General features: G+C 74.2%; 19 protein-coding genes and 1 tRNA gene. 6 read left to right on the forward strand and 14 right to left on the reverse strand.

Going from position 1 to position 23,948, the window contains the following annotated elements:
- Positions 1–33: 33 nt before the first annotated feature.
- From O7628_RS06445 to prmC, 3 genes are all read right to left on the reverse strand, one after another.
- Positions 34–645, reverse strand: coding sequence for a phosphotyrosine protein phosphatase (locus tag O7628_RS06445; protein WP_278129064.1), 612 nt, complete (start codon positions 643–645; stop codon positions 34–36).
- Positions 646–1,296 (reverse strand): L-threonylcarbamoyladenylate synthase, encoded by a 651-nt coding sequence (locus tag O7628_RS06450; protein ID WP_178066251.1) that lies wholly within the window; start codon positions 1,294–1,296, stop codon positions 646–648.
- A 159-nt stretch (positions 1,297–1,455) separates the two neighbouring features.
- Positions 1,456–2,469 carry a peptide chain release factor N(5)-glutamine methyltransferase gene (gene prmC / locus O7628_RS06455; RefSeq protein ID WP_278129066.1) on the reverse strand — a complete coding sequence of 338 codons (1,014 nt, stop codon included), beginning with the start codon at positions 2,467–2,469 and terminating at the stop codon, positions 1,456–1,458.
- Positions 2,470–2,546: 77 nt separating this feature from the next.
- On the opposite strand from prmC, the gene O7628_RS06460 reads away from it, so the two are divergent.
- The gene (locus O7628_RS06460; RefSeq protein WP_074472762.1) at positions 2,547–4,097 is read left to right on the forward strand and encodes a GGDEF domain-containing protein; all 1,551 of its coding nucleotides are present in this window, start codon (positions 2,547–2,549) and stop codon (positions 4,095–4,097) included.
- Between the two features lie 73 nt (positions 4,098–4,170).
- Here O7628_RS06460 and prfA read toward each other — a convergent pair whose 3' ends face one another.
- The 4 genes from prfA to thrB all read right to left on the reverse strand — a co-directional run bounded on the left by prfA (position 4,171) and on the right by thrB (position 9,252).
- Entirely contained in the window at positions 4,171–5,259 is a 1,089-nt protein-coding gene (prfA, locus tag O7628_RS06465; protein ID WP_074472761.1) for a peptide chain release factor 1, read from the reverse strand.
- A gap of 114 nt (positions 5,260–5,373) precedes the next feature.
- Entirely contained in the window at positions 5,374–5,598 is a 225-nt protein-coding gene (gene rpmE, locus O7628_RS06470) for a 50S ribosomal protein L31 (protein ID WP_043966028.1), read from the reverse strand.
- 361 nt (positions 5,599–5,959) lie between these two features.
- The gene (rho, locus tag O7628_RS06475) at positions 5,960–8,011 is read right to left on the reverse strand and encodes a transcription termination factor Rho (RefSeq protein WP_278129072.1); all 2,052 of its coding nucleotides are present in this window, start codon (positions 8,009–8,011) and stop codon (positions 5,960–5,962) included.
- 296 nt (positions 8,012–8,307) lie between these two features.
- Positions 8,308–9,252 (reverse strand): homoserine kinase, encoded by a 945-nt coding sequence (thrB, locus tag O7628_RS06480; protein ID WP_278129074.1) that lies wholly within the window; start codon positions 9,250–9,252, stop codon positions 8,308–8,310.
- 121 nt (positions 9,253–9,373) lie between these two features.
- Here thrB and O7628_RS06485 point away from each other — a divergent pair, with 121 nt between their 5' ends.
- Positions 9,374–9,793: a hypothetical protein gene (locus O7628_RS06485; RefSeq protein WP_278129076.1), complete on the forward strand. Its 420-nt coding sequence runs from the start codon at positions 9,374–9,376 to the stop codon at positions 9,791–9,793.
- On the opposite strand, the gene O7628_RS06490 is transcribed toward O7628_RS06485, so the two are convergent.
- From O7628_RS06490 to argS, 7 genes are all read right to left on the reverse strand, one after another.
- Complete coding sequence (locus tag O7628_RS06490) at positions 9,709–10,953, reverse strand: MFS transporter (protein WP_278129077.1); 1,245 nt, start codon at positions 10,951–10,953, stop codon at positions 9,709–9,711. The genes O7628_RS06485 and O7628_RS06490 overlap by 85 nt on opposite strands.
- Positions 10,954–10,964: 11 nt before the next feature.
- Positions 10,965–11,786 carry a polysaccharide deacetylase family protein gene (locus O7628_RS06495; RefSeq protein WP_178066256.1) on the reverse strand — a complete coding sequence of 274 codons (822 nt, stop codon included), beginning with the start codon at positions 11,784–11,786 and terminating at the stop codon, positions 10,965–10,967.
- A 155-nt stretch (positions 11,787–11,941) separates the two neighbouring features.
- Entirely contained in the window at positions 11,942–15,193 is a 3,252-nt protein-coding gene (locus O7628_RS06500) for an efflux RND transporter permease subunit (protein ID WP_278129078.1), read from the reverse strand.
- 236 nt (positions 15,194–15,429) lie between these two features.
- Complete coding sequence (thrC, locus tag O7628_RS06505; RefSeq protein WP_074472755.1) at positions 15,430–16,479, reverse strand: threonine synthase; 1,050 nt, start codon at positions 16,477–16,479, stop codon at positions 15,430–15,432.
- 166 nt (positions 16,480–16,645) lie between these two features.
- Positions 16,646–17,953, reverse strand: coding sequence for a homoserine dehydrogenase (locus O7628_RS06510; protein ID WP_278136239.1), 1,308 nt, complete (start codon positions 17,951–17,953; stop codon positions 16,646–16,648).
- Positions 17,954–17,961: 8 nt separating this feature from the next.
- The gene (gene lysA, locus O7628_RS06515; protein ID WP_278129082.1) at positions 17,962–19,347 is read right to left on the reverse strand and encodes a diaminopimelate decarboxylase; all 1,386 of its coding nucleotides are present in this window, start codon (positions 19,345–19,347) and stop codon (positions 17,962–17,964) included.
- A 171-nt stretch (positions 19,348–19,518) separates the two neighbouring features.
- Positions 19,519–21,183: an arginine--tRNA ligase gene (argS, locus tag O7628_RS06520; RefSeq protein WP_074472753.1), complete on the reverse strand. Its 1,665-nt coding sequence runs from the start codon at positions 21,181–21,183 to the stop codon at positions 19,519–19,521.
- A gap of 99 nt (positions 21,184–21,282) precedes the next feature.
- Between argS and O7628_RS06525 the strand changes: the two genes are divergently transcribed.
- The 4 genes from O7628_RS06525 to O7628_RS06540 all read left to right on the forward strand — a co-directional run bounded on the left by O7628_RS06525 (position 21,283) and on the right by O7628_RS06540 (position 23,831).
- The gene (locus O7628_RS06525) at positions 21,283–22,098 is read left to right on the forward strand and encodes a DUF3105 domain-containing protein (protein WP_278129085.1); all 816 of its coding nucleotides are present in this window, start codon (positions 21,283–21,285) and stop codon (positions 22,096–22,098) included.
- Positions 22,099–22,132: 34 nt separating this feature from the next.
- Positions 22,133–22,813 (forward strand): DUF305 domain-containing protein, encoded by a 681-nt coding sequence (locus O7628_RS06530; RefSeq protein WP_278129087.1) that lies wholly within the window; start codon positions 22,133–22,135, stop codon positions 22,811–22,813.
- A gap of 188 nt (positions 22,814–23,001) precedes the next feature.
- Complete coding sequence (locus O7628_RS06535; RefSeq protein ID WP_074472750.1) at positions 23,002–23,694, forward strand: winged helix-turn-helix domain-containing protein; 693 nt, start codon at positions 23,002–23,004, stop codon at positions 23,692–23,694.
- 65 nt (positions 23,695–23,759) lie between these two features.
- A tRNA-Arg gene (locus tag O7628_RS06540) sits at positions 23,760–23,831 on the forward strand.
- The last annotated feature ends 117 nt before the right edge of the window (positions 23,832–23,948 follow it).

The raw sequence follows: 23,948 nt of genomic DNA on the forward strand, positions 1-23,948 counted from the left end.
CCCGCCCCCGCCGCGCCAGCGGGAGGAACCGGCTCAGGGCAGCAGCGCGGCGGCCAGCGGGTGAACGGTCTCCTCGATCTCGTCGGCGACCCGGCTGAAGCACTGGTCGCCGCGCCCCCACGGGTCGTCGAGGTCGTCGGTGTGCAGCGGGGCCGCGCCCTCCCGGGCGGCGTGCACGGCGGCGACCAGGGCCACCCCCCGGGCGTACACGGCGTCGCCGGTGGCGTCGGCCGGAGGCAGCCCGGCGGCGTCCACGGCCGCCAGCAGCCGGCCGAACTCGCCGAGCACGAACGTGCGGGACGCGGCGTCGGGGCGCAGCGCCACCACGTACTCCTGCTGGTCTGCGGTGGCGGTGAGCACCAGGTCGGCCGCGTCGATGAGGTCGGAGCGCAGCTTGCGGGCGGCGAAGCCGGCCACGTCGCCGCCCCGGGCGGCCAGCTGACGGGCGGCCGGCGGGTTCATCTCCTCGCCCGCGTGCCACCCCCCGGTGCCGGCGCTGTGGCTGTGCAGCAGCGCGTCGGCGTCGGCCGGGTCGACGCCGCGCCGCGCCAGCCGCTCGCGGACGGCCAGCGCCAGCAGCCGCTCCGCCATCGGCGAGCGGCAGATGTTCCCCATGCAGACGTGCAGGACGGTGAACGGCGGCACTCAGCCCACCCGGCTCTCGACGAGGTCCGGCACGACGTCGCGCAGCTGCTCGACCGGGATGGCCCCGGCGCGCACCAGCGTCGGCGTCTCGCCGGTGAGGTCGACGATGGTGCTCGGCACCGGGTCGGGGCACGCCCCCGCCTCCAGGTAGGCCCGCACCGTGTAGCCGAGCTGTTCCCGGGCCGCCTCGGCGGTCACCGCAGCCGGCTGGCCCACCTTGTTGGCCGACGCCACCGCCATCGGGCCGGTCTCCCGCAGCACCTCCAGGGCCACCGGGTGCAGGGGCATCCGCACCGCGACCGTGCCGCTGCCCGTCTCGTCGCCGAGGTCCCACGACAGGCTCGGCGAGTGCTCCACGATGATCGTGAGCGCGCCCGGCCAGAACGCCTCGACCAGGTCGCGGGCCGACCGGGGCAGCGTGAAGACCAGGCCGTCGAGGGTGTGCCGGGACCCGATCAGCACCGGGGGCGCCTGCCGGGTGCCGCCCTTGGCGTCCGAGAGCGCCCGCACCGCGTACGGGGTGAAGGCGTCCGCGCCGATCCCGTAGACCGTGTCCGTCGGCAGGACGACCAGCTCGCCGTTCTTGACGGCCTCGATGGCAGCGGCGATGCCGCGGTCCCGGTCGGCGAGCGACCGACAGTCGTAGAGCATCACGAGAAGTCAGTCTGCCACGCCCCGGCCCGGTCGGCGTCGTCGGCGTGAACGGGTCCCACAGGTCCGGATGCGACCGCCTCCGCGAGGCGCGGCGGGCGGCCGGTCACCGGCGGCGCGTGGTAACCGAGGGGCGGGCCGGCAACCGGCGGCGCGCGGTCAGCGGGCGGCGGCCGGCAGCCGGCGGCGGGCGGTGGCGAACCGGGGCCGCCCGGCCAGGTCCCGGTGCTCCTCGACCGCCTCGTACCGGCCGTCGGCGGCCAGCAGCGCCGGCACCGCCGCGCCGTGCGTGTCGTCGTGCTCGACGCCGAGCACCCCGCCGGGGCGGAGCAGCAGCGCGGCCCGGGCCAGCACCGGCCGGATCACGTCCAACCCGTCCGCCCCGCCGAAGACCGCCTCGTCCGGGTCGTGCGCCGCCACCTCCGGGGGCACCTCGACCGCCCTCGGCACGTACGGCGGGTTGCACAGCAGCACGTCCACCCGCCCCTCCAGGCCGCCCAGCAGGCCCGGATCGGTGACGTCGGCGGCCACCACCTCCACCGGGCGGTCCCCGGCCGCGGCCCGGTCGGCCGCGTTGCGCCGCAGCCACGCCAGCGCCGCCGGGGACCGTTCCACGGCCACCACCCGGGCGGCGGGCGTCTCCTGGGCCACGGCGAGGGCGATCGCCCCCGACCCGCTGCACAGGTCGACGACCAGCGGGCTGCCGGCGGCCAGCGGCGCCGCGCCGGCCACCGACCCGCCCGGGACCGACGAGCCGCCCGGGACCGCCGACCCGCCCGGGATCGACGGCCCTCCGCCGCCGGACCGTAGCCGGGCCTGGTCGACGCCCCAGCCGGCGAGCAGCTCCGTCTCCGGGCGGGGCACGAAGACGCCGGGGCCGACCGCCAGCTCCAGGTGCCGGAAGGCGGCCGTGCCGGTGAGGTGCTGGAGGGGCTCGCGGGTGGCCCGCCGGGCGACCAGGGCGTCGTACCGGTCGACCTGGTCGGGGGCGAGGCCGTCGGCCAGCGCCAGCCGTCCCCGGGGCACGCCCAGCACGTGCGCGGCGAGCAGCTCGGCCTCGGCGCGGGGGGCATCGATCCCCGCCGCGGCGAGGACGCGGGCGGCGCGGGCCACCGCCACCGTGGGCCTGAGGCGTTCTGACCCTTCGGACGGGTGTTGCGGACGGGAGGTCACGACATAATCATGAAGCGTCGCGGGCCCGCGCCACGAGTTGGTGCCTCCGTGTGCACACACCGACAGGGAGGTCGCGGGTGGGATGGCTCAACCGGGTCAACGACCAGGTTGACGTCCTGACACGGGCGCGCGCCCTGCAGGAGGTGAGTCGCTCCGCCGAGTCCTGCCTCCTGCTCGACGGCGTGATCCGCAGCACGGACGACCAGTACGCCCGGGCCGACGCGCTCGTGCAGCGCCTCTCCGCGTTGATCAATCTCGGGCGCACCGCCGAATACACCCGGGCCATCGAGGAGGCGTCCGCCGCCGTACGGGACCTCGCCGAGCCCTACCTGCACGGGCACCTCAACGCGCTGGCCGCGCTCGCCGCCCACCATCAGGGGGCGCTCGACCGGTGCGTCACCCACCTGGTGAAGGCGGCCCGGGCGCTGGGCGCGGTCGAGGACCCGGACCGGGACACCGCCTGGGGTTGGCACGACCTGGCGATGGCCTACTCCTACCTCAGCTTCCACGGGTACGCGCTCGGCGCGATCGAGCGCGCCCGCCAGCTCGGGCTGGCCGCCGGCATCCCCGAGGAGACGTTCGCCGCGCCCGGCATCCGGCTGCGCAACGCGGTCGCCCTCGACCACAACGGCGACAGCGACGGCTGCCTGCGGGTGCTGCGGGACGTCGCCGCCGACCTGGGCCGGTTCCTGCGCGGCGGGCGCGCCGAGGAGCTGCGCCCGAGCAGCCTGGCCGCGTACGGCTACGCCGCCGCCCGACGGGCCGCCCTCGGCGACCGGGTGGAGACCGCCGCCGACGCCGACCCGAACCGGCTGCTCGGCCACGGCGCGGACAGCGCCCGCGCCCGGGACATGCGCCAGCTCGGCCAGGTCTGCCTGGCCATCGCGGCCGGCAACCCGATCGAGGCGATCACCCGGCTCGACACCGCCCGGGTCTCCAACGAGACCCTCGGCGCGGCGGAGCCGGCCCGGCTGCGCAGCATCGCGTATGCCCGGGCGGGCGACCACGCGGCGGCCCACCGGGCCGACCGGCACGCGTTCCGCCTCGCCGCCCAGCGCAACGACCGGCTGCGGGACGTCTACATCGACGGCATCGCCGCCCGGATCGACCACGAGGAGATGCGGCGGGAGGCGGCCCGGTTCGAGGGCGAGGCGCTCACCGACCCGCTGACCGGCCTGCCCAACCGCCGCCGGCTGGAGCGCTACATCGCGGCCGTCGTGGCCGGCGGGGAGCGGGTGGTGATCGGGGTGTGCGACCTCGACGGCTTCAAGGCGGTCAACACCCGCCACGGCCACCACTCCGGCGACCTGGTCCTCCAGCGCATCGCCGGGGTGATCAACCGGGTCATGCGCCGGGGCGACTTCGTGGCCCGCTACGGCGGCGACGAGTTCGTGGTGGTGCTCTCCGGCGCGGGCATGGCCGAGGCGGCCGACGTGGCCCGCCGGATCGAGGCGGCGGTGCGCACGGAGGACTGGGAGGCGCTGGTGCCGGGCACCCCGGTCGGGGTGACCATCGGCTTCGCCGAGGTCGAGGCCAACGGCCCAGGCCTGCGCGGGGCGATCGGCGCGGCGTTCGAGACCGCCGACCGGGAGATGCTCGCCGCGAAGAACCGCCTCCGCGCCGGCTGAGCCCCTGTCCGGGCCGCCCCGCACCGGCGGCACAGCCCGGGGCCGCGAGCGGCGGCAGCCCCGCCGGCCCGCCTCAGCGGCGGGTCAGCTCCGGGTCGCCGGCCAGCCGCGCCGCGCGGTCCGCGTCGGCCAGGGCGTCCAGCACGCCGTCCAGCTCACCGGCGAGGGCCAGGTCGAGGTTGTACGCCGTGTAGCCGATCCGGTGGTCGGTGATCCGGTTCTGCGGGAAGTTGTACGTGCGGATGCGCTCCGAGCGGTCCACGGTGCGCACCTGGGCCTTGCGGGCGTCCGAGGCGGCGGCGTCGGCCTGCTCCTGGGCGGCGGCCAGCAGCCGCGCCCGCAGGATGCGCATCGCCTGCTCCCGGTTCTGTAGCTGCGACTTCTCGTTCTGGCAGGAGACGACGATCCCGGTCGGCACGTGGGTGATCCGCACCGCCGAGTCGGTGGTGTTGACCGACTGCCCGCCCGGGCCCGACGAGCGGAACACGTCGATCCGCAGGTCGTTGGCGTCGATGGTGACGTCGACGTCCTCGGCCTCGGGCAGCACCAGCACCCCGGCGGCGCTGGTGTGGATGCGCCCCTGCGACTCGGTGACGGGTACGCGCTGCACCCGGTGCACGCCGCCCTCCCACTTGAGCCGCGACCACACCCCGTTGCCGCCCTCCGGGACGCCCTTGGTCTTGATCGCCAGCGAGACGTCCTTGACTCCGCCCAGGTCGGAGTCCTGCGCGTCGATGACCTCGGTGAGCCAGCCACGGCGCTCGGCGTACCGGGTGTACATCCGCAGCAGGTCCCCGGCGAACAGGGCCGACTCCTCGCCGCCCTCGCCGGCCTTGATCTCGACGATGACGTCCTTGGCGTCGTGCGGGTCGCGCGGGATCAGCAGCTCGGCGAGGCGCTCCTCCAGGGCGGGCAGCCCGGCGGCGATCGACTCCGCCTCGCCGGCGAAGGACGGGTCCTCGGCGGCCAGCTCCCGGGCCGCGGCCAGGTCGGCGCGGGCCTGCTCCAGCTCGCCGGCCGCCTTGTGCAGGGGCGACAGCTCGGCGTAGCGGCGGCCCACCCGGCGGGCGACGCCCTGGTCCGCGTGGATCGCCGGGTCCGCGAGGCGCTTCTCCAGCTCGGCGTACTCGTCGAGGAGGGCCGCCAGCCGCTCGCTGCTCATGCTCGGATGCTCCTTCGACGACGACGTACCGGCCGGCGGCATCCGGACGGAAGCGGGCAATACGGACAGCGCCCGCGCCCGGCGGGAAGCCGGACGCGGGCGCCGAACGTGGAGCTACTTGGCCTTCTTGGCCTGAACCTTGGCGTACTTCTGCTGGAACTTGGCGACCCGGCCGGCCGTGTCGAGAACGCGCTGCTTACCGGTGTAGAACGGGTGGCAGGCGCTGCAGGTCTCGACGTGGATGGAACCGCCCTTGGCGGTGCTGCGGGTCGTGAAGGTGCTGCCGCAGGAGCAGGTGACCTCGGTGGTCGTGTACTCCGGGTGGATGTTGGGCTTCATGTCGCCTCGGTCCTCTCGCTTGGTGGTCGCCGGGTCGCCCGTGCGGCCCCGACACGTGCGTCGGGATCGGGCGTGAACCGGAACCGGTGGCCGATTGACCAGTGTGCCATGGGCGTGAGCCGGCCCCTCGCGCGGGCCGCACAGCAGGTCCGGCTTCGTCAACGTGCCGGTCCCCTCCCGCATTCCCGGGGTGCAAGGAAGGGCACCTTGTTAACGCATCCGGTAGAGAAGGGTCCCCTTCTCACCAACCGGGCCAGGGGCGCGGGGCGCGCGGAGGGGGCACGCGACACGCGGGGCGCACACCGCGCGGAAGGGCACGGCCGTGAGCGGCCGTGCCCTTCCGCGCGTACTGCCTACCGGATCACTCGCCCGGTGTGGACTTCGCGATCTGCATCAGGAACTCGATGTTGGTGCGGGACTGCTTGAGCCGGTCCAGCAGGAGGTCGAGCGCCGCCTGCGAGTCCAGCGAGTGCAGCACCTTGCGGAGCTTGTGGATGATGGCCAGCTCCTCCGGCGCGAGCAGGATCTCCTCCTTGCGCGTGCCCGAGGCGCTGACGTCCACGGCCGGGAAGGTGCGCTTGTCGGCGATCTTCCGGTCGAGCTTCAGCTCCGCGTTGCCGGTGCCCTTGAACTCCTCGAAGATGACCGTGTCCGCCATGGAACCGGTCTCCACCAGCGCGGTGGCGAGGATGGTCAGCGAGCCGCCGTTCTCGATGTTGCGGGCCGCACCCAGGAAGCGCTTCGGCGGGTAGAGCGCGGTGGAGTCGATACCACCCGACATGATCCGGCCGGAGGCCGGCGCCGCCAGGTTGTACGACCGGCCGAGCCGGGTCACCGAGTCGAGCAGCACGACCACGTCGTGCCCCAGCTCGACCAGTCGCTTCGCCCGCTCGATCGCCAGCTCCGCCACCGTCGTGTGGTCCTGCGGCGGACGGTCGAACGTGGCCGCGATGACCTCGCCCTTCACCGACCGCTGCATGTCGGTGACCTCTTCGGGCCGCTCGTCCACCAGCACCACCATCAGGTGGCACTCCGGGTTGTTGTGCGTGATGGCGTTCGCGATCGCCTGGAGCACCATCGTCTTGCCCGCCTTCGGCGGCGAGACGATCAGCGCCCGCTGGCCCTTGCCGAGCGGCATGACCAGGTCGATCACCCGCGTCGTCAGGATGTGCGGCTCCGTCTCCAGCCGCAGCCGCTCCTGCGGGTAGAGCGGGGTGAGCTTGTAGAACTCCGGCCGCCGCCGGGCCTCCTCCGGCTCCATCCCGTTGATCGTGTCGAGCCGCACCAGCGGGTTGTACTTGTCCCGCCGCTGCTCGCCGTCCCGGGCCGCCCGCACCGCGCCGGTGATCGCGTCGCCCCGGCGCAGGCCGTACTTCTTGATCTGGGACATCGAGACGTAGACGTCGTTCGGGCCGGCCAGGTAGCCGGTGGTCCGGACGAAGGCGTAGTTGTCGAGCACGTCGATGATGCCGGCGACCGGGACGAGCACGTCGTCCTCGCTCACCTGCGGCTCGCGCCCGCCGCCACCGCCACCGGCGGCGCCGTCGCCCTCGCCGCGCTCGCCCCGGCCCCGGCGGCGGTCGCGGAAGCGGCTGCGCCGGCCCCGCCGGCCGCCGCCCTCGTCGTCGTCGTCGCCGTTGTCCCGCTCGGCGCGCTGACCCCGGTCGTTGCGGTCGTTGCGGTCGCCACGGTCGGTCCGCTCGTTGCGGTCGGTCCGCTCGTTGCGGTCGCCACGCTCGGCCCGCTCGCCACGGTCGTTGCGGTCACGCTCGGCCCGCTCGGACCGGTCGCCCCGCTCGTTGCGGTCCCCACCGCGCTCGGCCCGGTCGCCGCGCTCGGCCCGGTCGCCGCGCTCGGTCCGCTCGGCCCGCTCGCCGCGCTCGGCCTGGTCCCGGCTGCCCCGCTCCCGACGCCCCTCGACCCGCTCGGCGGGCTCGGCGACAACGGTGGCGGCGGCCGGCGGCTCCTCGGCCCGGGGCTCCGCCGGCCGGGTCTCGGCCTCGGCGGGCCGCGACTCGGCCGCCGCGACGGCCCGGCTGCGCCGGGTCCGGGTCCGGCCCTCCGCCGGGGCGGCGGTCGGCTCGGCCGGGGCCCGCTCGGCGCCCGACGGGGCCTGGGTGACCTCGGCGCGCACCTCCTCGCGGGCCGGAGCGGCGGCGGCCGTGGCCTCGGCCCGTGGACGAGGGGTCCCGGCGGCGGCGCCGCCCTGCCGCTCGGAGATCGCGCTGATCAGCTCGCCCTTGCGCATGCGAGCCGTGCCGGAGATGCCGAGCGACGCGGCCAGGCTCTGGAGCTCCGGCAGCAGCATCGCCGACAGCCCGGTGCCGCTACGCCGACGACGGGTGGGGGCAGCCGCGGTGGCATCGCCAGCGACGTTGGAAACATCCGACGTCACGTCGGTGGTGTCGCTCAATGGATTCCTTCCCTCGATAGGCCGGGACTGCCCGGAGTCGACAAGCAGGTGGCCGGGCGGCCTCGGTGCACCCGCCTCGCATGACGCGTCGCGGGAGACTGTGACACAGCAGCCGGTCGGTTTCCCCGACTCACCAACCTCGGTGAGCAGGTCTCGCCGTCTGCGGCGACCTGCGGAAACTGCGGTGCGGCGTGGGCCTTAGGCAGGGGTGACGGGCTGACCGCCGATAGCTTCGGGGGTGCGCCGACCCGCAGGAGGATCGCATGCTTCGCGGCTGTGCTAAGTCTAGAGCGTAATCAACTCTTCCGACCTGCGGCAACAGGGTCCCGCTCGGCGTGTTCAAGTGTACCCCGCGCGACACGCGCTCCGCTGCTGTCTATACCCAACGACCAGACCTGCCAACCGGCCCCGGGCGCGAAATGTTCCGCGGGCTCGGTGAGCGCCAGCACGGTGGGCCCGGCCCCACTGACCACCGCCGCCACACCGGCCGCACGCAGCGCTGACACCAGCGCAGACGAGCCCGGCATACCGGCGGCGCGGTAGTCCTGGTGCAGCCGGTCGACCGTGGCGGGCAGCAGCAGCGCCGGCTCGGCGGTCAGGGCGTGCACCAGCAGCGCCGCCCGGCCGGCGTTGAGCGCGGCGTCGCCGTGCGGGACCGCCGCCGGCAACGCGGCCCGGGCCACGGCGGTCAGCCCGCGCTCGGCGGGCACGAAGACGATCGGGCGCACCCCCTCGGCCACGGCCAGCGAGACCGCCCGGGCGCCGGTCGGCTCCGTCCAGGCGATCGTGAAGCCGCCGAGCAGGCAGGGCGCGACGTTGTCGGGGTGCCCCTCGATCTCGGCCGCCAGCCGCAGCGCGCCCGCGTCGTCCAACCGGGTCAAGCCGTCGACGACCAGGGACCGGGCCAGTTGCACGCCGGCCACGATGGCGGCCGACGAGGAGCCCAGCCCACGGGCCTGCGGGATCCGGTTGACGCACTCCACCGCGAGGCCCGGCGGCTGCGCGCCCAGCGCGTCGAAGGTGGCCCGCATGGCCTGGACGACCAGGTGCGACTCGTCGGCGGGCAACTCGCCCGCGCCCTGCCCGGACACCGTGACCCGGACGCCGTCGGGCACCACCTCGGCGGCCACGTCGTCGTGCAGGCCGAGCGCCAGCCCCAGCGCGTCGAACCCCGGCCCGAGGTTGGCGCTGGTGGCGGGGACCCGGACCTTCACCGGCCCGGACACGAATGTCGTCGGCACGACGCTCATGCTAGGCCGCCGCACCGGCCCGGCACCGGCCCCGCGGCGTCCCGCCCGGCCCGTGGGACGTGACGCCCCTCGCTAGCCTGACGGCCGACAGGTCCGCAGGGAGGAGAACGGCGTGGAATTCCTGGGGTACGCGGCCGTGCAGACGGCCACCCAACTGCCCACCGTGCTGGTGCTGGTGACCGGGCTGGTCCTGGCCGCCGTGAGCCGCCACCGCCTGCGGGGCCCCTCGCGGGCCCTGCTGCTGGCCGGCGTGATTGTCCTGCTGGTCACCGCCCTGCTCAACATCGCCTGGCTGGTCGCCCTGCCCCAGCTCTACTCCTCCGCGTGGTCGTCGCTGCCCGCCGGTACGGTCGCCCGCTACAGCGCGGCGGTCGGCGTGGTCTTCGCCCTGCTGCACCCCACCGGGCTGGGTCTGGTGATCGCCGGGGCGCTGACCGGGCGCGCCCCTCACGCCGCCCCCGTCGCAGTGGCCTCGGCGACCGGGTCGGTCAGCGACAGCCGCCGGGTGGCGACCCGCCAGCCGAGCGCGTAGACCAGGGTGACCAGGCCGCATCCGGCCAGCACCACCCGCTCGTCGACCAGGTCCACCACCCCGGCCACCACCAGCTGGCTCACCGAGATCGCCAGGGTGGCCAGCATCATGTCGGTGGCGAAGACGCGCCCGCGCAGCCGGTCCGGCACCTCGCCCTGGAGGGCGAAGTTCGACATCACCCAGTTGCTCCCGCCGGCGAAGTGCGCGACGAACACCAGCGCCAGCACCAGCGGGAACCAGTTCACCACCGCCGTGCCCAGGTAGGCCAGGCCGTACAGCGACATCGACAGCGCGAGGCCGGGGAGCAGCCAGGCGCGGTTCGTCAGCACCTGGCGCATCAGGATCGGCCCGACCAGCGCGCCCGCGCCGCGTACCGCGAAGAGCAGGCCGACGCCGATCGCACTCACCCCGTAGACGCCGGCGAGCAGCGGGAAGACGGTCAGCACCCCGTTGCCGAGCCCGACCGCCGACTTCACCGTGACCAGGCCGAGCACCCGGGGCCGGTGCCCTATGTAGCCGAGGGCCTCCCGGATCGCCGCCCAGGTGCGCTGCGCGGGCACGGCGGTGTCGCGGGGGGCCTGCAACGGGCGGCGGATCAGCCCGGCGAGGCCCGCCGCCAGCGCCAGGCCGCCGGCGGCCACCCAGAAGCAGACGTACGGCCCGGCGGCGGCACTGAGCACGCCGCCCAGCGACGCGCCGACGACGGTCATGGTGCCCCAGGCCGAGCCGGCGATCGCGTTGCCGGCGGCCAGGTCCTGCGGGTCGAGGACGTTGGGCAGGGCGGCCTGGGCGGCCGGCGAGTAGAACGCCTTCGCCACCGCCACCACGGCGATCGCCACCATCGCCAGCCACGCCGTGCCCGCGCCCCGGACGCCCAGCAGCAGGAGCACGCCGAGCAGCGCGGCGACGTTGGCCGCCATCATGATCTTCTTGCGGTCGAACCGGTCCGCGATCGTCCCCGTGTACGGCAGCAGCAGCGCCACCACGCCGGTGTCCAGGGCGAGCACGAGGGCGCCCCAGACCCCGCTGCCGGTCAGCTTCGGCAGCAGGACGAGCAGCGGCACCATGACGAACCAGTCCGCGCCGAAGACCACCAGTTCGGCCAGGAAGAGGTTGCGGAAGCTGCGGTTGCGGACCAGGACCGAGAGGGTGGGAGACACGTACGGGAAGCCTACCCGCCGGGCTGCGGCGCGCCCGCCTGCCGCAGCAGCTCGGAGACGGTGACGAAGGTGAAGCCCCGGCCCCGCAGGCCCGTGATCATGTCGGGCAGGCCGCGCAGGGCGACCAGCCGGCGGGCGTCCCCGACGTCGTGGGCGAGCAGGATCATGCCCGGTCGCACCCCGGCGACGACCCGCCGGGCGTGCCCGGCCGGGTCGTCCGGGAACCGCGCCTCGGCCATCTGGAACGACCAGAGCACGAGCCGGTAGTCCAGCCGGGCGGCGGCGTGCAGCACCGCGCCGCCGAGGTGCCCGTACGGGGGACGCAGCAGCCGGGGGGCGACCCCGACGCCCTCGGCGATCGCGTCGTGCGCCCGGCTCAGGTCGTCGTGGACCTCGTCGGCGTCGTGCCGGGCGAGGTCGTGGTGCGCCCAGCTGTGGTTGCCCACCTCGTGCCGGCCGAGCCGGCCGCGCAGCAGGCCCGCGTGCTGCCGGACGCGCTGCCCGACCAGGAAGAACGTGGCCGGCACGGCATACCGCTCCAGGGTGTCGAGCACCATCGGGGTCCACTGTGGGCGGGGGCCGTCGTCGAAGGTGAGCGCCACCAGCCGCTGGCCGGTGCGGGCGCCCCAGACGACCGACACCTCGCCGTCGCCGACCTGCTGCGCGTCGCCGCCCACGGTGGCGCTGGCCGGGCCGCCGGCCAGGGGCAGCCGCCGGTCGGCGATCCAGGTGGACTGGGCCGTGACGCCGGCCCCGACGAGCGCGCCCCCGGCGAGCAGCCCGGCCCGGCGCAGCACCGCCCGCCGCCCCCACCGGCCCGCGCCGTCCGCCATGCCCGCTCCCGCGCGACAGCAGGTCACCCGCCGCGACCCGACACCGTCAGTATGCGACCTCTGACGCAGCGCAACCGGCCGGATGCGCGACCCGGCCGGACGCGCGCACGCCCCCGCCGGAGTGGACCCGGCGGGGGCGTGCGCGGTCGCGGCGGTTACTCGGCCGGCGGTGGCAGCGGCGACTGCCGGCTCTTCGGCAGGCGCAGCACCTCGAACTGGTCGGTGCCGTCCACCAGGGCCGCCGACGGCGCGGTCCCGGCAGGCACGGGCTCGGCGGCGGGCACGGGCTCGCCGGCCGGCGTCGGGCCGTCGGCGGCGGGCTCCACCGGCGGAACTCCCCGACGACGCTGCCGGCGGGCCCGCAGCGACTCCTTGGTGTTCTCCACCATCGTGTAGAGGGTCGGGACCAGGATCAGGGTGAGCATGGTGGAGCTGAGCAGGCCACCGATCACCACGATCGCCAGCGGCTTGGAGATGAAGCCGCCCTCCCCGGTCAGGCCGAACGCCATCGGCAGCAGCGCGAAGATCGTGGCGACGGCCGTCATCAGGATCGGGCGCAGCCGCCGCCGGCCGCCCTCGATCACCGCCTCGCCGACGCCCATGCCCTGCGCCCGGTACTGGTTGATCAGATCCAGCAGCACGATGGCGTTGGTCACCACGATGCCGACCAGCATCAGCACGCCGATCAGCGCCGGCACGCCCAGCGGGGTGCCGGTGGCCAGCAGCAGGCCGATCGCGCCGGTCGCCGCGAACGGCACGGAGATCAGCAGGATCAGCGCCTGGGTCAGGCTGCGGAACGTCGCCACCATGATCAGGAACACGATCGCGATGGCCGCGAGCACGGCCAGCCCCAGGTCGGCGAACGCGTCCGCCTGGTCGGCGCTGACGCCGCCGATGCTGATGGTCGCGCCGGGGACGTCGATGGCGTCCAGCTTCTTGCGCAGCTCCTCGGTGGTCGCGCCGAGGTTGGCGCCGGTCGCCGTGCCGGTGACCGTGACGCTGCGCTCCCCGTCGATGCGGGTCACCTGCTGCGGCCCCTCGGCCTGGGTGATGTCGGCGATGTCGTCGAGCTTGACCGGGCCGACGCGCAGGGCCCGCAGCTCCTCCACCGTCAGCGGCGGCTGCGCGCCGGAACGCAGCACCACGTCCTGCTGGCCGCCGTCGAAGGTGACCTGCCCCAGCGGGGTGCCCCGGTAGACCTGGGCCACGAGCTGCCCGACGGCCGCCTCGGTGAGCCCCGCCCGCGCCGCGGCCAGCCGGTCCACGGTCACGTCCACCCGCGGCACCCGCTCGGCCAGGCTGGTCGAGACGTCCTCGACGTCGGCCGTGCCGGCCATGGCGGCCCGCGCCTGCTCGGCGGCCCGGGTCAGCACCTCGGTGTCCGCCGCCTGCACGACGACCTCAAGCTGGTTGGTCGACCCGCCGGCGTCGGCCCCGCCGAAGCTCAGCTCGCCGACGGAGGCGCCGAGGGAGTCGAACTCGCGGCGCAGCTCCCGCTTCACCTCGGCGACGTCGGTCTCGCCGTCGAGCGTCACCGAGAAGGCGGCGGCGTTGTTGCCACCGCCGCCCGCCCAGGGCTGGTCGCTGCCCCCGGCGCTGACCTGGTAGGTCTCGACGCCCTCGGCCCGGTCGAGCACCGACTCGACCTGGCGGGCCGCCCGGTCGGTGGCGGCCAGGCCGCTGCCCGCCGGGAGCTGCTGGGTGATGGTCAGCGTGTCCTGACCGGAGTCGTCCAGGAAGTTGGTCTTCAGCGCGCCGGAGAGGACGACCGTGCCGAGCAGCACCACCAGCCCCAACGCGACGGTGATCCAGCGGGTGCCCCGGCTGCGGGTGGCGAACCCGATCACCGGCAGGTAGCCCCGCTGGAGCGGGCTGCGCAGCTCCTTCTCCTCGGCGGCCCGGCGCGCGGCCTCGTCGTCCGCCCCGCCCTGCTTCGGCTTGAGGAACCAGTAGGCCAGCACCGGGATCACCGTGAGCGAGACCAGCAGCGAGGCGAGCAGGGCCACCGTCACGGTGATCGCGAACGGCGCGAAGAGCTGCCCGACGAAGCCGCCGACCAGCGCGATCGGGGCGAACACGGCGACCGTGGTCAGCGTCGACGCGGTCACCGCGCCGGCCACCTCCCGGACCGCCGCGAGGATCGCCTGCCGCTTCGGCTCGCCGTATTCCAGGTGGCGTTTGATGTTCTCCAGCACCACGATCGAGTCGTCGACCACCCGGCCGACCGCGATGGTCAACGCGCCGAGGGTGAGCAGGTTGAGCGAGTAGTCGCCGATCCACAGCGCGATGAGCGCCACCAGCACCGACAGCGGGATCGACACGGCGGTGACCACGGTGGAACGCACCGACAGCAGGAAGACCAGGATGACCACGACCGCCATGACCAGGCCCAGCAGGCCCTCGGTGGTGAGGCTCTCGATGGACTTCTCCACGAACGGGGCCTGGTCGAACACGACGGTCAGGTCCGCGCCGGAGGCCGAACGCAGGTCGGCGAGGCGGTCGCGGATCTCGTGGGAGATCTCGACGGCGTTGCCGTCCGGCGCGGCGATGACGGCGATGCCGAGGCTGTCCCGGCCGTTGGTGCGGGTGAACGAGGTGGGCGGGGCGAGCTGCTGCTCCACGGCCGCCACGTCGCCGAGCTTCACCGGGGCCGTCTTCGGCGCGGTGGAGGCGAGCACGATGCCCTTGAGGTCGTCGACGGAGCGGATCGGCGTGCCCACCTGGACGGTGAGGGCCCGCGAGCCGTCGCTGACCGCGCCGGCCGGCACGGCGACGCCGTTGGTCTTCAGGGCGGCGCCGATCGCGGTCGGCGCGAGCTTCGCGGCGGCCAGCTTCGCCGGGTCCGGCGTGATCGTGACGACCTGCTCCCGGGTGCCGGTCACCGCGACGGTGCGGACCCCGTCGATGCCCTCCAGCTCCGGCACGACGGTGTCGCGCAGCCGGTCGGCCAGCGCCCGCTCGTCGCCGCCGCCGCCCGAAGCGGCGATGACCACGGCCGGGAGGTCGTCGGTGGTGCCGGTGAGGATCTGCGGGTCGACGCCCTCGGGGAGCAGGCTGTCGATCCGGTTCAGCGCGGTCTCCATCTTGTTGACCACGTTGTCCAGGTCGGTGCCGAACGTGAACTCCACCTGGACGGTGGCCGAGCCCTCGCGGGAGGTGGAGGTGACCTTCTCGAGCCCGGGGATGCCCTGGATGCTGTTCTCGATCGGCTCGGTCACCTGCGACTCGACGATCTCGGGCGCGGCGCCGGGGTAGACGGCCACGACGAACGCGCCCGGGAACTCCAGCGACGGCAGGAGTTGCTGCTTCAACGACGGGACGGCGAACAGACCGAACAGCGTCGTGACCACCGCGATGAGGGCGACCAGCCCTCGGTTGGCGAGGCTGAATCTGGCGAGCAGCGACATCGGCGTGGCTCAACTCCTGGGAAGAGAAGGATGGGACGACTCGGTAACGAAGAGTGTGCCCGACCCCATCATCCCGGTTGGTCCAGGGGTCGCGCTGCCCCGCCCCGACGGCGTGTCCCGCCCGTCGCCGCGCGGGCCGCGCCCGCCGCCCGTGGACCAGACGGCCCGTCACCCCCCGTCACCGGCCCGCCCGACCGGCCACGTCGGCGCTCGGCGGGCCGCCGCCCGGCGCGGGCTCAGGCCAGGTCGAGGGAGCGGGCGGCGGCGAGGGCGTCGTTGCCGATGGTGATCGGGGCGGGGGCCGTGGAGATGGCCCACTCCGGGTCCTTGAGGCCGTGCCCGGTGACCGTGCAGACGACCGTCGAGCCGGCCGGCACCCTGCCGGCGGCGGCCTGCTGGAGCAGCCCGGCGACGCTGGCCGCGCTGCCCAGCTCCACGAACGCGCCGACCTCGCGGGCCAGCAGCCGGTAGGCGGCCAGGATCTCCCGGTCGCTGACGGCGGCGATCAGGCCGCCGGAGGCGTCCCGGGCGTCGACGGCCTTCGTCCAGCTCGCCGGGTTGCCGATCCGGATGGCGGTGGCGATGGTCGACGGCTCGTGCACCACCTGGCCGGTGACGATCGGAGCGGCCCCGGCGGCCTGGAAGCCGTACATCTTCGGGGCCTTCGTGGCGTTGCCGTCGCGCAGGTCCTCCGAGTAGCCCATCCAGTAGGCGGAGATGTTGCCCGCGTTGCCGACCGGCAGGCAGTGGATGTCGGGCGCGTCGCCGAGCGCCTCGACGATCTCGAACGCGGCCGTCTTCTGCCCGTGCAGGCGGTCGGGGTTGACCGAGTTGACCAGCGCGACCGGGTAGTCCTGGGCGAGCTTGGCGGCCAGCGCCAGGCAGTCGTCGAAGTTGCCGGTGACCTGGAGCAGCCGCGCGCCGTGCACCAGCGCCTGGGCCAGCTTGCCCAGCGCGATCTTGCCCTGCGGCACCAGCACGGCGCAGGTGATCCCGGCGCGGGCCGCGTACGCGGCGGCGGAGGCACTGGTGTTGCCGGTCGAGGCGCAGATGATGGCCTTGTCGCCGTGCTCGACGGCCTTGGAGACCGCGAGCGTCATGCCCCGGTCCTTGAACGAGCCGGTCGGGTTGGCCCCCTCGACCTTGAGATAGACGTCACAGCCGAGCCGGGCGGAGAGCACCGGCGCGGGCAGCAGCGGGGTGTTCCCCTCGTGCAGGGTGACGACCGGGGTGGCGTCGGTGACCGGCAGCCGGTCCCGGTACGTCTCGATCAGACCCCGCCACATGTCGCTCTCCTCACCTCTACCGCCCCGCCGACAGGCCGGGCACACCCAGCGTGGACCAGCCTCGCCGACCGGCGCGCGCCGCACCTGAGCGTAACCACCAGGCGAGACGCCCACGCGCGCGCCGTGGTGGGCGCGCCGCCCGCGCGGGAGCCGGCGGGCAGCCGCGTCAGGCCCCGCCCTCGACCCGCAGGACGCTCGCCACCGACCGCACGATGTCCAGCCCGCGCAGCTCCTCCACGGTGGCGGCGAGCGCGGCGTCCGGCGCGACGTGGGTGACGATGACCAGCTCGGCGTCGCCGGAGCCGGCCGGACCGTCCGCCGAGCCCTGCCGGACCGTGGCGATGGACACGTCGTGCCGGGCGAACACCCCGGCCACCGCCGCGAGCACCCCCGGACGGTCGGCCACGTCGAGGCTGATGTGGTAGCGCGTCAGCGCCTCACCCATCGGCCGCACCGCGAGATCCGCGTACGCCGACTCGCTGGGCGCGCGCACCCCGGCGAGCCGGTTGCGGGCCACCGCCACCACGTCGCCGAGCACGGCGCTGGCGGTCGGCGCGCCGCCCGCGCCCCGGCCGTAGAACATGAGCTGCCCGGCCGCCTCGGCCTCGACGAAGACCGCGTTGAACGCGTCGCCGACGCTGGCCAGCGGGTGGGTCAGGGGAATCATCGCCGGGTGCACCCGCACGCTGACCGTCTCCCGGCCGGCGGCGTCGCGGCCCCGGGCGGCGATGCAGAGCAGCTTGATCGTGCAGCCCATCGCCTTGGCGCTGGCGACGTCGGCGGCGGTGACCTCGGTGATCCCCTCGCGGTGCACGTCGGCGGCGGTGACCCGGGTGTGGAACGCCAGCGAGGCGAGGATCGCCGCCTTGGCCGCCGCGTCGAAGCCCTCCACGTCGGCCGTCGGGTCGGCCTCGGCGTAGCCCAGCTCGGTGGCCTCCTCCAGGGCCTCGGCGAAGCCGGCCCCGGTGGCGTCCATGGCCGAGAGGATGAAGTTGGTGGTGCCGTTGACGATGCCGGTGACCCGGTTGACCCGGTCGCCGTGCAGCGATTCGCGCAGCGGGCGCAGCAGCGGGATGGCCCCGGCGACCGACGCCTCGTAGTAGAGGTCGGCACCGCCCTCGGCCGCCGCGTCGTGCAGGGCCGGGCCGTCCTCGGCGAGCAGCGCCTTGTTGGCGGTGACCACGCTCTTGCCCGCCCGCAGCGCCTCGACGAGCCAGCCCCGGGCCGGCTCGATCCCGCCGACCACCTCGACCACCACGTCGACGTCGTCCCGCTTGATCAGGCCGAGCGGGTCGGTGGTGAACAGCGCCTCGTCGACCGGCAGGTCGCCCCGGTCCCGGCCGAGCCGGCGCACGGCGATGCCGGCGATCTCCAGGGGCGCGCCGATGCGGGCCGCGAGGTCGGCCGACTGCTCGTGCAGCAGCCGTACCACCTCGCTGCCGACCGTTCCGCAGCCGAGCAGCGCCAAGCGCACAGGTGAGGTCATCCGACGTCCAATGCGAGCAGGTCCTCTTCCGTCTCCCGCCGGACGATCAGTCGCGCCCGGCCGGCGCGCACCGCCACCACCGCGGGGCGGGGCACGTGGTTGTAGTTGCTGGCCATGCTCCGGCAGTAGGCACCCGTCCCGGGCACCGCGACAAGATCTCCGGCCTGCACGTCAGCGGGCAGGAATTCATCCTTCACCACGATGTCCCCGGACTCACAGTGCTTTCCCACCACGCGGGCGAGCAGCGGCTCGGCCGTCGAGGCCCGGGAGGCCAGCGTCGCCGAGTACGACGCGTCGTAGAGGGCGGTGCGGATGTTGTCGCTCATCCCCCCGTCCACGCTCACGTAGGTGCGCAGGCCGTCGACGTCCTTGACCGTGCCGACCTCGTAGAGCGTGAACACCGCCGGGCCGACGATGGCCCGGCCGGGCTCGATGGACAGGCGCGGCACGGCCAGCCGCTCGGCGGCGCACTCCCCGTCGACGATCTTGCGCAGCCGCTTGGCCAGCTCCTGCGGGGTCGCCGGGTCGTCCTGCGTCGTGTACGCGATGCCGAAGCCGCCGCCCAGGTCCAGCTCGGGCAGCTCGACGCCCCGGGCGTCGCGGATCTGCGCCTGGAGGGCGAGCACCCGGCGGGCGGAGACCTCGAACCCGCTGGCGTCGAAGATCTGCGAGCCGATGTGCGAGTGCAGCCCGCGCAGGTCGAGCACGCCGTCGTCGATGACCTGGAAGGCGGCGGCGACCGCCGCCCCGCCGGCCAGCGAGAAGCCGAACTTCTGGTCCTCGTGCGCGGTGGCGATGAACTCGTGGGTGTGCGCCTCCACGCCGACGGTGACCCGGATCAGCACGGCGGGGCGTACCCCGCGCTCGCGGGCCAGCGCGGTGAGCCGGTCGATCTCGGTGAACGAGTCCAGGACGATCCGCCCCACCCCCGCGTCCAGGGCCCGGGTCAGCTCCGCCACCGACTTGTTGTTGCCGTGGAATCCGATCCGCTCCGCCGGCATCCCGGCCGACAGCGCGGTGGCCAGCTCGCCGCCGGTGCAGACGTCGAGGAAGAGGCCCTCCTCGGCGATCATCCGCACCACCGCCCGGCACAGGAACGCCTTGCCCGCGTAGTAGACGTCGGCGTCGGGGAAGGCCGCCCGGAAGTCGCGGCAGCGCGAGCGCAGGTCGTCCTCGTCGAGCACGTACACCGGGGTGCCGAACTCGGCCGCGATCTCGCGCACACCGAGCCCGCCGACGGCGAGCGCGCCGTCGGCGGCCCGGGTCACCGTGCGCGGCCAGAGCTGCGGCACCAGGGCGTTGACGTCGATCGGGGTACGCAGCCACGCCGGTCCCCGGCTGCCGATGTCGCCGTGCAGCGCGCCGGCCTCGTGCGCCCGCATCAGCGTTCTCCGCTTCGCGGCTGCGGGGCTCGCAAGCTCACTCCTCGCGCTCGCATGCACCGGTCTCCGCTTCGCGACTGCGGGGCTCGCAAGCTCACTCCTCGCGCTCGCATGCACCGGTCTCCGCTTCGCGACTGCGGGGCTCGCAAGCTCACTCCTCGCGCTCGCATGTCACATCCTCTCCGGGGCGGACACGCCGAGCAGCCGCAGCCCGTTGGCGATCACCGTGCGGGTGGCGTCGTTGAGCCAGAGCCGGGCCCGGTGCAGGTCGGTGACCTCCTCGTCGCCGCGCGGCAGGATCCGGCAGTTGTCGTAGAACCGGTGGTACGCCCCGGCCAGCTCCTCCAGATAGCGGGCCACCCGGTGCGGCTCCCGCAGCTCGGCGGCGGTGGCGACCACGGCCGGGAACTCGGCGAGCGCCTTGAGCAGGTCGTTCTCCTTGTCGTGGGAGAGCAGCTCGGGGCGGAACGCCTCGGCGTCGCCCCGGGTCAGCCCCACCTCGGCCGCGTTGCGGCCCACGCTGGCGGTGCGCGCCGCCACGTACTGCACGTAGTAGACCGGGTTGTCGCGGGTGGCCCGGGTCCACAGCTCCACGTCGATGTCGATCGGCGAGTCGCTGGAGTAGCGGGCCAGCGCGTACCGGGAGGCGTCCACGCCGATCGCGTCGACCAGGTCCTCCAGGGTGACCACGGTGCCGGCCCGCTTGCTCATCCGCACCGGCTGCCCGTCGCGGACCAGGTTGACCAGCTGGCCGATCAGGATCTCCAGGTTGACGGCGGGGTCGTCGCCGAAGCAGGCGGACATCGCCTTCATCCGGCCGATGTAGCCGTGGTGGTCGGCGCCCAGCATGATCACCACGCGGTCGAAGCCGCGCTCACGCTTGTCGAGGTAGTACGCGCAGTCCGCGGCGAAGTACGTCCACTCACCGTTGGACTTGCGCAGCACCCGGTCCTTGTCGTCGCCGAAGTCGGTGGTGCGCAGCCAGGTGGCCCCGTCGGCCTCGTAGAGGTGGCCCTGCTCGCGCAGCCGGGCCAGGGCGTGGTCCAGCTCGCCCCGGTCGTGCAGGTCCTTCTCGTTGAAGTAGGTGTCGAACTCCACCCCGAAGTCGCGCAGCGAGGACCTGATCTCCTCGAACATCAGCTCGACGCCCTCGACCCGGAACACCTCCTGCGCGGCGGCGTCGCCCAGCTCCAGCACGTCGGGCCGCCGGCTGCGGACCTCGGTGGCGATCTCCGCGATGTACGCGCCGCCGTAGCCGTCCTCCGGGGCGGGCTCGCCCTTGGCGGCGGCGAGCAGGGACCGGGCGAACCGGTCGATCTGGGAGCCGGCGTCGTTGAAGTAGTATTCCGTGCCCACGTCGGCGCCGGTCGCGCGCAGCAGCCGGCTCAGCGCGTCGCCGACGGCGGCCCAGCGGACCCCGCCGATGTGCACCGGGCCGGTCGGGTTCGCCGAGACGAACTCCAGGTTGATCTTCTGGCCGGCAAGGGCCGTGCCGGTGCCGTACGCCGGGCCGGCCTCGACGATCGACCGGGCGAGCTGCCCGGCGGCGGCGGCGTCGAGCCGGATGTTGAGGAAGCCCGGCCCCGCGATCTCCACCGACTTGACCCCGGGGGCCCGGCCGAGCTGCTCGGCCAGCGCGGTGGCCAGCTCCCGCGGCGGCACGCCCACCTTCTTGCTCAGCTGGAGCGCGAGCGTCGAGGCGTAGTCGCCGTGCTCGGGGTTGCGCGGTCGCTCGACGGCGGTGCGCCCCGGGAGCGCGGAGCTGTCCAGGCCCCGGTCGGCGAAGACTGCGTGGGCTGCGGAGAGGACGACCTCGGCCAGTTCTGCGGGAGTCACCGAACCATGTTATCGGGGGTAGACTCGGTCACTCGGCGGCCACCCTGCGCGTGAACACCGTCCGCCACCCACTCTGACCGACCGACCTGACGAGGCACGATGAGCATCAGCACCCCGGGCGGCCCGGAGCGCCGTCCGACCGTGGTCACCACCGGCAAGAAGCCGGCGGCGGGCCGGCCGGCGGCCGGCGCCAAGGCCGGGGCCGGCAAGTCGACGGGCGACGCCCCACGCCCCTCGGCGGGCGGCAAGGGCAAGGGCCCCCGCAAGCCGATCGCACCGGTGAAGGTGAGCCAGGGCCGCTCGTGGGGCCCGATCGCGCTGTTCACCGCGGTCGGCGTGCTCGCCGTCGCCATCATCGGCTTCGGCGCCTGGGCGACGTTCCAGGGCTCGAAGCCGTGGGAGGACCGGGCCGCCGACATCAGCGGCATCGTCAACTTCCGCAAGACGGACCCGGAGCTGGTCAAGGGCAGCAACCACCAGCAGGGCTCGATCAAGTACGCCCAGGCCCCGCCGGTGGCCGGCCCGCACAACGCGACCTGGCAGAACTGCATGGGCGACGTCTACGACGCCCCGATCGCCAACGAGCACGCGGTGCACAGCCTGGAGCACGGCGCGGTGTGGATCACCTACCGCCCCGACCTGCCGGCCGACCAGGTGACCAAGCTCAAGGAGCGGGTCCAGGGCCAGGAGAAGCTGATGCTCAGCCCGTACGAGGGGCTGGACAAGCCGATCTCCCTCCAGGCGTGGGGCTACCAGCTCAAGGTCGACAACGCAGACGACAGCCGGATCGACGAGTTCATCAAGACGCTGCGGGTGAACGCCTCCATCGAGGGTCCCACCGCCAACTGCGGCCAGCCGGGCATCACCGCCACCGGCACCACGCCGCGTGACGGCGCCGCGATGCCCACCCAGTGACCCGGGACCGAGACCACCGAGGACGAGGACACCGATGACCGCACCCACGACGACGGAACCCGACACGGCCGAGGGCCCGGCGACCGGCGACGACGGCGGCGCGCCGGGCGCGCGCCGACGCTTCGGCACCCTCGCGGTGGTCGCCGCCGTCGTGGTCGGCCTCCTCCTCGGGTACGCGGGCGGCCTGCTCACCCCGAAGCTCACCCGCCCGGGTGACGCCTCGGCCGAGGCGGGCTTCGCCCGGGACATGACCACCCACCACGCCCAGGCGGTGGAGATGGGGCTGATCGCGTTCCAGCAGGGCACCGACGCCGAGGTGGTCAGCATCGGTGGCGACATCGCCACCGGCCAGCAGGGCGAGATCGGCACCATGCAGACGTGGCTGCGTTCCTGGGGCCTCGACCCCACCGGGTCGCAGCCCCGGATGGCGTGGATGCCCGACGGCGCGGCGTCGATGAAGAACGGCCTGATGCCGGGGATGGCCACCCCGGAGCAGATGGCGAAGCTGCGGGACACCCCCCGGGGCCGGGAGAAGGACGTCCTCTTCCTGGAGATGATGATCCAGCACCACCTGGGCGGTGTGCACATGATCGACGGCATCCTCAAGGCCAGCGACGACTCCGAGGTCGTGCGGGTGGCCCAGACGATGAAGAACACGCAGCAGACCGATCTGACCAACCTCACGGCCGCGCGCGACCGGCTCTCGAAGGGCTGATCGCCGGATTCCGGCATCGAAGGCCCGCGCCCCGCCGACCCCGGCGGGGCGCGGGCCTTTTCCGGGCCGCTCGCGCGCCCATCGGCACCCCATGTCCGTTTAGATGGCGTCTGACCCTTTAGCCAGCTTGAGAGAGTTTTCTACCTACATATCGTGACCAGTTGCGATTCGGGCTCGTTGCGCAGGACGTGGGGGTTGCACTCAGAGACGCACGGCGGTCGGTCACCAGCTGGTGCCGACGCCACACCATCGGCGGTGACGGGACGGTGGCAGCCGTCCGTCGCGGACAGCGGCAGGGCGAGCCGGGAGCCCTCAGCCGCGAACAGGAACTGGAGCTGATCGACGTCCTGCGCGGCGTCCACCCCGACGAGTTCGGCCTGGACGAGGAGCTGTGGACGCGGCAGAGCCTCACCACGCTCGTCCAGCGCCGCTTCGACCCCCGGGCCGACGCGGGCGCCGTCGGGGCGTACCTGCGGGCCTGGGGGTTGGGTCCGCGCGAGCCGCGCGAGCGCGCCTGCGGGCTCTGCGTCGGCGCGGTCGAGCGCTGGGTACGCCTGGAGTACCCGGCGATCACCCGGGCCGCCCAGGAGCACCTCGCCGAGGTCTACTGGCTCGGCCGGGTGCGGCTGCGCGGCACGATGCCGGCGGCCGACGTGATCTCCGCCGTGTCGTCCCGGGGCCGGGTCCGCTTCATGATCACCACCCCGTCGGTCGACCCGCCGCTGCCCCGCGACTTCGTGCTGCGGCTCAGCGGGGCCGAGGAGAACCCGGTGCACCTCATCGTCGACGGCTCCTGGCCGAAGAACGAGTGGCCGCGCCGGCTGCCCCGGCGGATCGCCCTGCACCCGCTACCGAGCTGCGGACGGGCGATCGCGGCCTGACCCGCCGGGCCCGATACCGATTCGGCGTTCGGTGAGGACGTTTGCTAGTCTTCTCCCGTCGCTGAGCCCCCGTAGCTCAGGGGATAGAGCACCGCCCTCCGGAGGCGGGGGCGCAGGTTCGAATCCTGCCGGGGGCACCCTTGCTAGGGAATCTTTGACCAGCACGAAAAGGCCGCTGACCAGGGCGAACCCGGTCAGCGGCCTTCATCGTGTGTCCGGCTGTGTCCGGCCGTCAACGGCCCTTGGCGGGTGTC

This window comes from Micromonospora sp. WMMD956, assembly GCF_029626125.1.
GTDB lineage: Bacteria > Actinomycetota > Actinomycetes > Mycobacteriales > Micromonosporaceae > Micromonospora > Micromonospora carbonacea.